A 7631-nucleotide genomic window follows, 5' to 3' on the forward strand; every position below is an offset into this window, starting at 1 on the left:
GGGCACGCCGTCGCGGGCCACGATGCGGCCGCGCTCTAGGTGCAGGGTGCGCGCGTTGGGCACGCAGTCCAGCACTTCGCGGCTGTGGGTGGCCATGATGACGGAGGTTCCGTAGTTGTGGAACTGCTTGAAGATGTCCATGAGGTGCATGGTCAGGTCCACGTCGAGGTTGCCGGTGGGTTCGTCGGCGAGAATGAGTTCAGGCCCGGCCACCATGCTGCGGGCGATTGCCACGCGCTGCTGCTCGCCGCCGGAAAGGAATTCGCAGGGCGTATAGCTTTTGGCCTCCAGCCCCATGGCCCGGATGATGGCCCGGACGCGGCGCTCCAGATGCGTGCGCTGCATGCCCCGAACTTCAAGCGACATGGCCACGTTGTCGAAGACGCTGCGCCTTGGCAGGACCTTGAAGTCCTGAAAGACCACGCCCACGCGGCGGCGCAAAAGCGGCAGCCTGCCGCGCCGGAGCTTGTTCAGCTCGAACCCGCAGACCCTGGCCTTGCCCCGCTTGAGGGGCAGCGCGCCGTACAGCAGCTTCAGGAGCGTGGACTTGCCCGCACCGGAATGCCCGGTAAGAAACATGAACTCGCCCTTGCCGAGCTTGAAGGAAATATCCTTCAGGGCCCACTGCGACCCGAACGTATGGGAGACTCTCGTCAATTCGACCATGACCGTCCTTGTAGCCTTCACAGGCCGCTTTGTAAAATGATCCGCACTCTTTCACGGCACCTTTGACGCAACCATCGCTTTATGTCTATTCATATTGACACGATGGAGGAAAACCCATGCTCCGATGCTGTCCGCCACACTCGCCCTGCTGATCCTTGCCGCGCTCCCGGCGCATGCGGGTTCTCTGCGCGTGGCCGTGGAGGACATGCCGCCTTACTCCGTCTGGACGGACGGCACCCCGACAGGGCCTGACATCGCACTGGCGAAATCGGTCGCCTCAGCCCTCGGCCTCAAGCCGCGCTTCATCCGCTGCGACAGGCCGAAATGTCTCACCTTACTGGAAAACGGTCAGGCCGACTGCATATTCGGGCTGAAACGCCGCCCCGCGCTGGACGAGACCGTCTGGCTCCCGGCCCGCCCCCTCAGGATGCACGCAGACACCGCGTTCTGGATCAAAAAAGGCTCGGGCATCCGCCTTGAGCGCCAACAGGACCTCTACGGCAGAACCGTCGGCGTCATCAAGGGCATGGCCCTTGCCCCGGCCTTTGACAACGATCCGCGCATCGAACGCTATGCACAAACCGACATGGGCAAGCTCTTCAAGCTCTTGATAGCCGGCCAGATTTCCGTGGTCGCGCTGGAGGTGCGCCGGGGTGAAGCGGCCCTTGCGCGCACGGGCTTTGCCAAATGGGTTAAGCGCGCACCATACAGCCTGAGCGCCCCTGACCCTGAGTTCATGGCCGTCTCCCGCAAGTCGCGACTGGCAACCGAGCCGGACTACGTTCGCAGCGCACTCGACAAGGCGCTTGACGATGTGCAATCGACGCCCGACGATACGCAAGAATAAAGGAAGTTCAGATGTCTGACGGAGCACTTCGCAACGCAGCCGACCACATCCGAGACGCCCGGACCACCTTCGCCTTTACCGGCGCGGGCATTTCCGTGGAGTCGGGCATCCCGCCGTTTCGCGGTCCCGGCGGGGTCTGGAGCAAGCACGACCCGGCGCTTTTCGAGATGGGCTATTTCCGCCGGAACCCGGAAGCCTCGTGGAAGCTCATCCGCGAACTGTTCTATGAACGCTTTAACACGGTGAAGCCAAACAAGGCCCACACCGCCCTTGCCGAGCTTGAAGCCGCAGGGCTTTTGACCACGGTCGTCACCCAGAACATCGACGGGCTGCACCAGAAGGCAGGGAACACCCATGTGCTCGAATACCACGGCTCCACCAGCCGGGTGCAGTGCATGAGCTGCCGCAGGAAGTACCCCACCGAGTCCGTTTCCCTCGACACACTGCCGCCCAAGTGCCCGGACTGCGGCGGCGTTCTCAAGCCGGACATCGTTTTTTTTTCCGAAGGCATCCCTGACGACGTTCACCGCGAGGCCACGCAACTGGCCCGCAGCGCGGACGTGCTCATCGTGGTGGGCACCACCGGCGAGGTACAGCCCGCCGGACGCATCCCGTGGGTGGCGCATCACAACGGGGCCACGATCATTGAAATCAACCCCAACGAATCCGCCTACACGTACAAGGCAACGGACATCTATCTCGAAGGCAAGGCCGGAAGGATGCTCCCCGAGCTTCTCGAGGCCGTTCTTACTCCCCGCTGACAAGGAACAACGATCATGAGCTGGAAGGAAGCGACACGATTCATCGGTGATCTGCAGTGCGACGACAACCTCGCGAACAAGGTGCTGAACCAGCGCGACGCAGAGGCCATGGCCTTGGCCGCCAAAAAGGAAGGATACAAGTTCTCGCCGAAGACTCTGGCCGAGACCCTGACCGCCACGGTGCCGGAAAGCCGGTTGGATGACTACTATCTGGAGCAGGTGCCCGGCGGCGGATACTTCAAGCGCCTGTTCGTGCTGATGAAACGGTCCGGCTGGCTGTAATCAACCCTTGACCGCTTCAATGCGCGCGCCGAGCTCCCGGTCGGGCCGGATGCGGTGAACCCTGTCCACCGCGTTGCTGAACAGGTCGATGGAGTGGTGGCTGATGACCAGCACCTGCAGGTCCAGCCGGTGGGCGATCTCGGCGATGAGCTTCATGAACTTGGGCACCAGCGACGGCCTGAGCCAGCAGTCCTGCTCATCAAGCACCAGAAACGGCCTGTGCCGGTCTTCCGGAAGCTGCGACAGCGCGATGAGCCGCAGCCCCACGGACAGGATGTTGCACACAGAGCCGCCCTGCCCCCGCATGATGTCCTCCACCGCGTCCTCTTCGCCCGCGTTGTGAATGCGGAAGGAGACGTTCAGGCGGCCGTTCTTGACCTCGCGCAGCGTGGAGACCACCCGGTCCTGCCCGAGTATTTCCCGGATGGCGTGGGTCAGGTTGGCTTCGATTTCATCAAGCACCTTGCCGAACAGGGCCGAGGACAAATCCTCCAGCCGCGCGGCCGCATGGGGGGCAAGCGCCAGATAGTCCTGCGCCGCCCCGGCAAGCTCGCGCTCGCGGGCGTGCTCGTCCACCCTGCTCTCGGCCACGGCGGAAAGCCTCATGAGGCGGGATTCAAGCTCCCGCAGCTCCGCAGCCCTGTCCATCTACCCCTCACCGTTGCCGAACGTGCGCTCCACCTCGTCCAGCCCGTTGCGGATATCTTGAACATGCTTGCGGTATTCTTCCACAAGACGTTCGTTTTCCTTGCGCTTTTCTTCGAGAATGCGTTGCAGTTCCTCCGGGTCTGCCGTGCCGAACTCCGCTTTGGCGCGTTTTTCAAGCTCGGCCAGACGGTCCGTGAGGCTGCTGATCTTCTCCTCGGTGCGGATCTTTCTGGTCTCCAGTTCCTTGTGCTTTGTCCGGAGCTCGGCCAGTTCGGCTTCGAGCGCCCGGTCGCGTGCCGCGCCCTGTTCGTCAGTCATGGTCCACGACCTCCTCGTATAGTTCCCAAATGAGCCGCGACTCCGGCGACTCGTCCAGATTGTCGGTCAGAAATTCTTTCAGCCCCACACCTTCATGGGTGCGCCGCCACGCCAGCTTTTCCAGCCCCTTTATAAACTCGGAGCCGCCCTCAAGCTCATGCTCCTCGGGCGGGAAGTCCTGATCCGGAAACACCTCGCCAAACGGCAAGTGCGGAATCACCCACGTTTCAAGCTCGTCCATGCCCGGCTGCCACACGGACGCGGCAGGTTCGCGCTCCATGGAGCGGCGGGTAAAGGTCAGGCGGACGATGTTTCCCGGATTGGCCCATGTGGTCATGCCCTTCTTCACCGTGGGCTGCGGCCTATGGATGTGGCCGTTGATGACCCAGTCGATGCCCGGCAGTTCCTTGATGCCGTAAGCCTTGTCCTCGAAATCCGGGAAGCGGATGTTGTGGTGCGTGAGCCAGACCACGGTCTCCGGGCAGTCCTCGGATCGATCAAATGACCGGGGGATGGATGTCCCGTCCGGGCTGGCGCAGACCAGCGCGTCCCCAGCGGGCGTATCCAGCACGAACTGCGGGCCGTCCTCCTTCATCAGCAGAACCGCGCCGGAGGCCTCGAGCACGGCCAACGAAACGTCCTCGGTGAACCGCGACTGGTACTTGTCATGGTTGCCCACCAGCACCCTGACCTTGCGCTCTTCCGCGCGCCCCCCGAAAATACGGATGAGTTCCACAAGCATTTTGTTGGAGTTGTCACGGGGGAGATGAAAAAGGTCGCCGAGAAACACCGGAAGGAGATCGCGCCGGTCAGCCTCGGCAAGACAGGCCTTGGTCTTCTCCAGAACCTGATCGAGGTAGCCCTCCATGCGCTGTCCGGGCGGGGTGTCCGCCAAGTGCGCGTCACCGATAAGGAAAAGCCCTTCGGCGCGGATGCGGTCAATGGTCATGCGCGCCTCCGTCGTCCATGAATTCGCCTACTTCCAACTCGCCTCCGCAAACAGGGCAGCGGCCGATGGCCTCCAGCCGCTCGGCAAGGCGCGCGCGGTGCTCGGCCAACTCCCGTTCCGCCTCCGCCTGCTCGCCCTTTGCCCCGGCCAGCATGTCACGCAAGGTCCGCAAGGATTCCAGGGTTTCTCCAAGTCCCTCTGGAACCTCCATCTCCGGCGGCTGGCGCAGACTCCCCAGCGATTTTCCGGCACTCCGCAACCGCCTCAACAACGCAGAACCATCTGAAATTTCGTGATAAAGCGCATCCAATCCGGAAACATCCGCAATCTCTGGCAGCGGCTTCAGGCCATCCATCGCCCCAGCTCTGGCACGCTGAACCCCGAGCGCGTCCGCAACGGTCCGCAACTCCCCGTGCAGTTCGCTGAGCGCAGCAGTTTCCTGCGTTTGTGGCGGATCCGCAAGTGTCTGCAAAACGTCTTCATAGGCCCGGCCAAATGCAATGCGGCGTTGAAGGTCAGCCTGCTCGGCAATGGTCTCACGCAGAGCGGCCAGCGGATGCGGGGCTGGGGCTTCGCTGAGCGGTTTCAACGCCTGCCGCTCGGCCTTTGCCGCCTCAAGCTGCCGGAAAAGCTCGGCTCTGGCCCGCAAGACCTCTTCCAGAGCAGGGATTTCCCGTAAAAGACCGTCCAACCGATCACCGAGGGCTTGGGCCTGCTCCATGGCCAGCGAAATATCCGGCAGAGGCTCAAGGGTATCCAGCTCGTCTTTAATGTCCCGCAACCGTGCCTCGCGTCCGGCCAGTTCGCGGCGCTTGTCCAGCACCTTGCGCTTGAGCGCGCCCTGCATATCCAACAGGTAGGCCCCTTCCGAAGATGAGGCCAGAAAATCGGCCACCGCGCGGTCCGGACGGTTCAGGAGAAAGACCGGCTCGCGCTGGTCGCCTATGTGCACGTCCACGGGGTTGTTGTCGCCGAGGTCGACCTTGTCCATGCGCAGAAGCTTGCGAACCTCTTCGGGCACGCCACCCCGCCCGAGCTTCCAGAACTCTTCGGGCTCCTCGGCCCCGGGCCGCAGGATTTCATAGCCCGGCGACGCCTTTTTCCGAATCCACGTGATCTCGTGACCGTCGTCCAGCACCACGGTGACGCGGGCCTCCTTGGCGCCGTGACGGATGAAATGCTTGGGGGTCGGATTTTCCGCCACGCAGCGCAAGGCCTCCACCAACGCGGATTTGCCCGTGTTGTTGGGGCCGGTCAGGGCTGTCACGCCAGGACCAAGCTCAAGCTCGGTCCGTTTGTGGGCCATGAAGTTTTCGACAATTATCTTTGTAATCATACCATGTTGCGCGTTGCGGTTTCCTGCGGTCAAGGATAGCGGTGGCGGCCGCGTAGCTCAAGTGCGTAAACGGACACCCCCTTGTCGCGCATCTGCTCGTTGTTCTCCTGCCACCGTTTGGCAAGAAACTCCGGCAGGCCATGTGTCGCACAGGGGAAATCGTCACACTGGAAGCAGTAGGAAACGCCCCGCTCCCGAACGCATGCTTTCACCGTGCAGTCGCCGAACAGGCAACCCTGCCCCCGACAGCCGGTGCAGCTTCCGTTTGAAAGAAACTCCAGCAGTTCCCGGAACCCCTCATACCCCGCAAACGCCGGGTTCATGCCCGCGAACCGTTCGGCATAGGACGCAAAATTATCACCAAGCGCCTCTTTGAGCGCAGCCGCGTGGCGGCGGATCTCGCCGTCACCGTAGGCGAGACACTTGCCGCAGGAGAGGCCGCATGGCGCGACCTCCTGCTCGATGGTCGCCAGCGGACCGAGCCCGGCATCCGCCAGCGCGTCCAGTGCTGCGGACGCGGCAAAGCGACACAACAGGCGGCAGCTTTCACCGATGTTTTCCTCATCGAATTTGCGGTGACCTCGGGTTTGGTGAAATCGCAGCCGGTGAGCTGCTGACAGTTGTCGCTGCCGTATTCGGCGCGAAACCGTTCAAGGAAATCCTGCACCACGGCGTATGGGACATCCTGAGTCTGCTCGGGCAGAGGGGCGGTGCGCCCGGCATAGAGCCCGATGCCCATGATCGCTCCGGTCACCGCACCGCACAGGCCGTTGGTACGCGAGGTGCCGGAGCAGAACCCGGACGCGGAGGCCTCCATGCCCGGTTCGTACCGACCTCCGGCCTCGGCCAGCGCGCGGTATACGCTCTCCGCGCAGTACCAGCCGGAATTGAAAAGCTCTCTTGCCCGTTCACCGGTCTCTCGTTTCATGCACCCTCCCGTGCGTTGCAGGCGAGATGAGGACAGAACTCTAGCGCCGCGGGAGTCATTGCGCCATCGGCATCGTAGAGCACCAGCGGCGGCATGACGGTCAGCCCCTCGCCTCCGTCCTTGACCGCTTCCACAAGAACAATTTTCGATTCCACGCCCGCCTTGCCGTGCACCATCAGAAGCCGCTTGGCCGCAAGCCTGTGGCGCTCAAGCTCCCGGAAGAGCGCCTGCAACCGCTCCGGCAGAAAAACCACGAACAGTCGCCCGCGCGATTTCAGCAACCGTGCCGCACAGCCGATGAAGTCCGACAGTGTCCCGGCAGCCTCGAACCGGGCCTGCGAACGGGCGTCGCCCCGGCTGACCCGGCCGCGGTCCGGCTCCCGATACGGCGGGTTCATGAGCACGAAGTCCATCTGCTGCTCACCGTCGCGAAATGCGCTGACGTCTTGCGATACGAAATGAAAACAATCTTTAAATCCAAGCTGTTCGGCGTTCTTTTTGGCGCAATTGAGCGCCTCTTCATCCAGTTCCACGCCCGTTATGCCCAGATTTTCCACATCGGTTCCGAGAAGCAGGGCCAGCGACACCGCACCGCTGCCACAGCCGAGATCGGCCCCGCGCCAGCCCCGTTTGACCCGCGCAAACGAGCCGAGCAGCAGCGAATCAAGAGAAAAGCGGTACCCGTTTTCCGGCTGGGCCAATCCCCGGGGGAAAAAACTGCGGGCTTCGGCCACGGTCACGCGCGCCTCCGTCGGATGCGGCGGCCAGCGGCGCGAAAGACGTCCGCAAAGAGATGGGCCTCCTGCATGTTCAGTAGGTGCGCGGCAAAAGATACAGCCCGGCGAGCACCGGTATCACGGCAAGGCTCCAGCCGCCGAGAGGTCGCGCAAGCCAAG

Annotated in this window: 10 protein-coding genes and 1 pseudogene; 3 read left to right on the top strand and 8 right to left on the bottom strand. The window is 62.9% G+C overall.

The features are described from left to right. The coding region (ftsE, locus tag JCM12178_RS16100) for a cell division ATP-binding protein FtsE (protein WP_054652887.1) at positions 1-666 on the bottom strand (666 nt) is incomplete at its 3' end. A gap of 124 nt (positions 667-790) precedes the next feature. Between ftsE and JCM12178_RS16105 the strand changes: the two genes are divergently transcribed. Genes JCM12178_RS16105 through JCM12178_RS16115 form a run of 3 tightly spaced genes read left to right on the top strand, consistent with a single transcriptional unit; the run spans position 791 to position 2556 of the window. Further along, entirely contained in the window at positions 791-1513 is a 723-nt protein-coding gene (locus tag JCM12178_RS16105; protein ID WP_054652889.1) for a substrate-binding periplasmic protein, read from the top strand. 11 nt (positions 1514-1524) lie between these two features. Beyond that, on the top strand, positions 1525-2274 hold the full coding sequence (locus JCM12178_RS16110) for an SIR2 family NAD-dependent protein deacylase (protein WP_054652891.1): 750 nt from the start codon (positions 1525-1527) through the stop codon (positions 2272-2274). A gap of 15 nt (positions 2275-2289) precedes the next feature. Continuing rightward, positions 2290-2556: a Nif11-like leader peptide family natural product precursor gene (locus JCM12178_RS16115; RefSeq protein ID WP_054652893.1), complete on the top strand. Its 267-nt coding sequence runs from the start codon at positions 2290-2292 to the stop codon at positions 2554-2556. Here the strand turns inward: JCM12178_RS16115 and JCM12178_RS16120 are convergent, their stop codons facing one another. The 7 genes and pseudogenes from JCM12178_RS16120 to JCM12178_RS16145 form a co-directional block, all read right to left on the bottom strand. Then, complete coding sequence (locus JCM12178_RS16120; protein ID WP_054652896.1) at positions 2557-3204, bottom strand: hypothetical protein; 648 nt, start codon at positions 3202-3204, stop codon at positions 2557-2559. Beyond that, positions 3205-3522, bottom strand: a complete 318-nt coding sequence (locus JCM12178_RS16125) for a hypothetical protein (protein WP_054652898.1) — start codon at positions 3520-3522, stop codon at positions 3205-3207. It lies immediately after the preceding gene. Next, the gene (locus JCM12178_RS16130) at positions 3515-4471 is read right to left on the bottom strand and encodes a metallophosphoesterase family protein (protein WP_054652900.1); all 957 of its coding nucleotides are present in this window, start codon (positions 4469-4471) and stop codon (positions 3515-3517) included. The genes JCM12178_RS16125 and JCM12178_RS16130 overlap by 8 nt, the downstream gene beginning before the upstream one ends. After that, positions 4461-5807, bottom strand: coding sequence for an AAA family ATPase (locus JCM12178_RS16135; protein ID WP_054652902.1), 1347 nt, complete (start codon positions 5805-5807; stop codon positions 4461-4463). The genes JCM12178_RS16130 and JCM12178_RS16135 overlap by 11 nt, the downstream gene beginning before the upstream one ends. A gap of 29 nt (positions 5808-5836) precedes the next feature. Then, positions 5837-6340: a DUF3795 domain-containing protein gene (locus tag JCM12178_RS16140; RefSeq protein WP_083466000.1), complete on the bottom strand. Its 504-nt coding sequence runs from the start codon at positions 6338-6340 to the stop codon at positions 5837-5839. Between the two features lie 53 nt (positions 6341-6393). Continuing rightward, a pseudogene (locus JCM12178_RS20060) lies at positions 6394-6735 on the bottom strand (C-GCAxxG-C-C family protein); the annotation flags it as partial. Continuing rightward, positions 6732-7475 carry a tRNA1(Val) (adenine(37)-N6)-methyltransferase gene (locus JCM12178_RS16145; RefSeq protein ID WP_054652904.1) on the bottom strand — a complete coding sequence of 248 codons (744 nt, stop codon included), beginning with the start codon at positions 7473-7475 and terminating at the stop codon, positions 6732-6734. The pseudogene JCM12178_RS20060 and the gene JCM12178_RS16145, both read right to left, overlap by 4 nt. Positions 7476-7631: the final 156 nt, after the last annotated feature.

The sequence above is a fragment of the Salidesulfovibrio brasiliensis JCM 12178 genome (assembly GCF_001311825.1).
GTDB classification, from domain to species: domain Bacteria; phylum Desulfobacterota; class Desulfovibrionia; order Desulfovibrionales; family Desulfovibrionaceae; genus Pseudodesulfovibrio; species Pseudodesulfovibrio brasiliensis.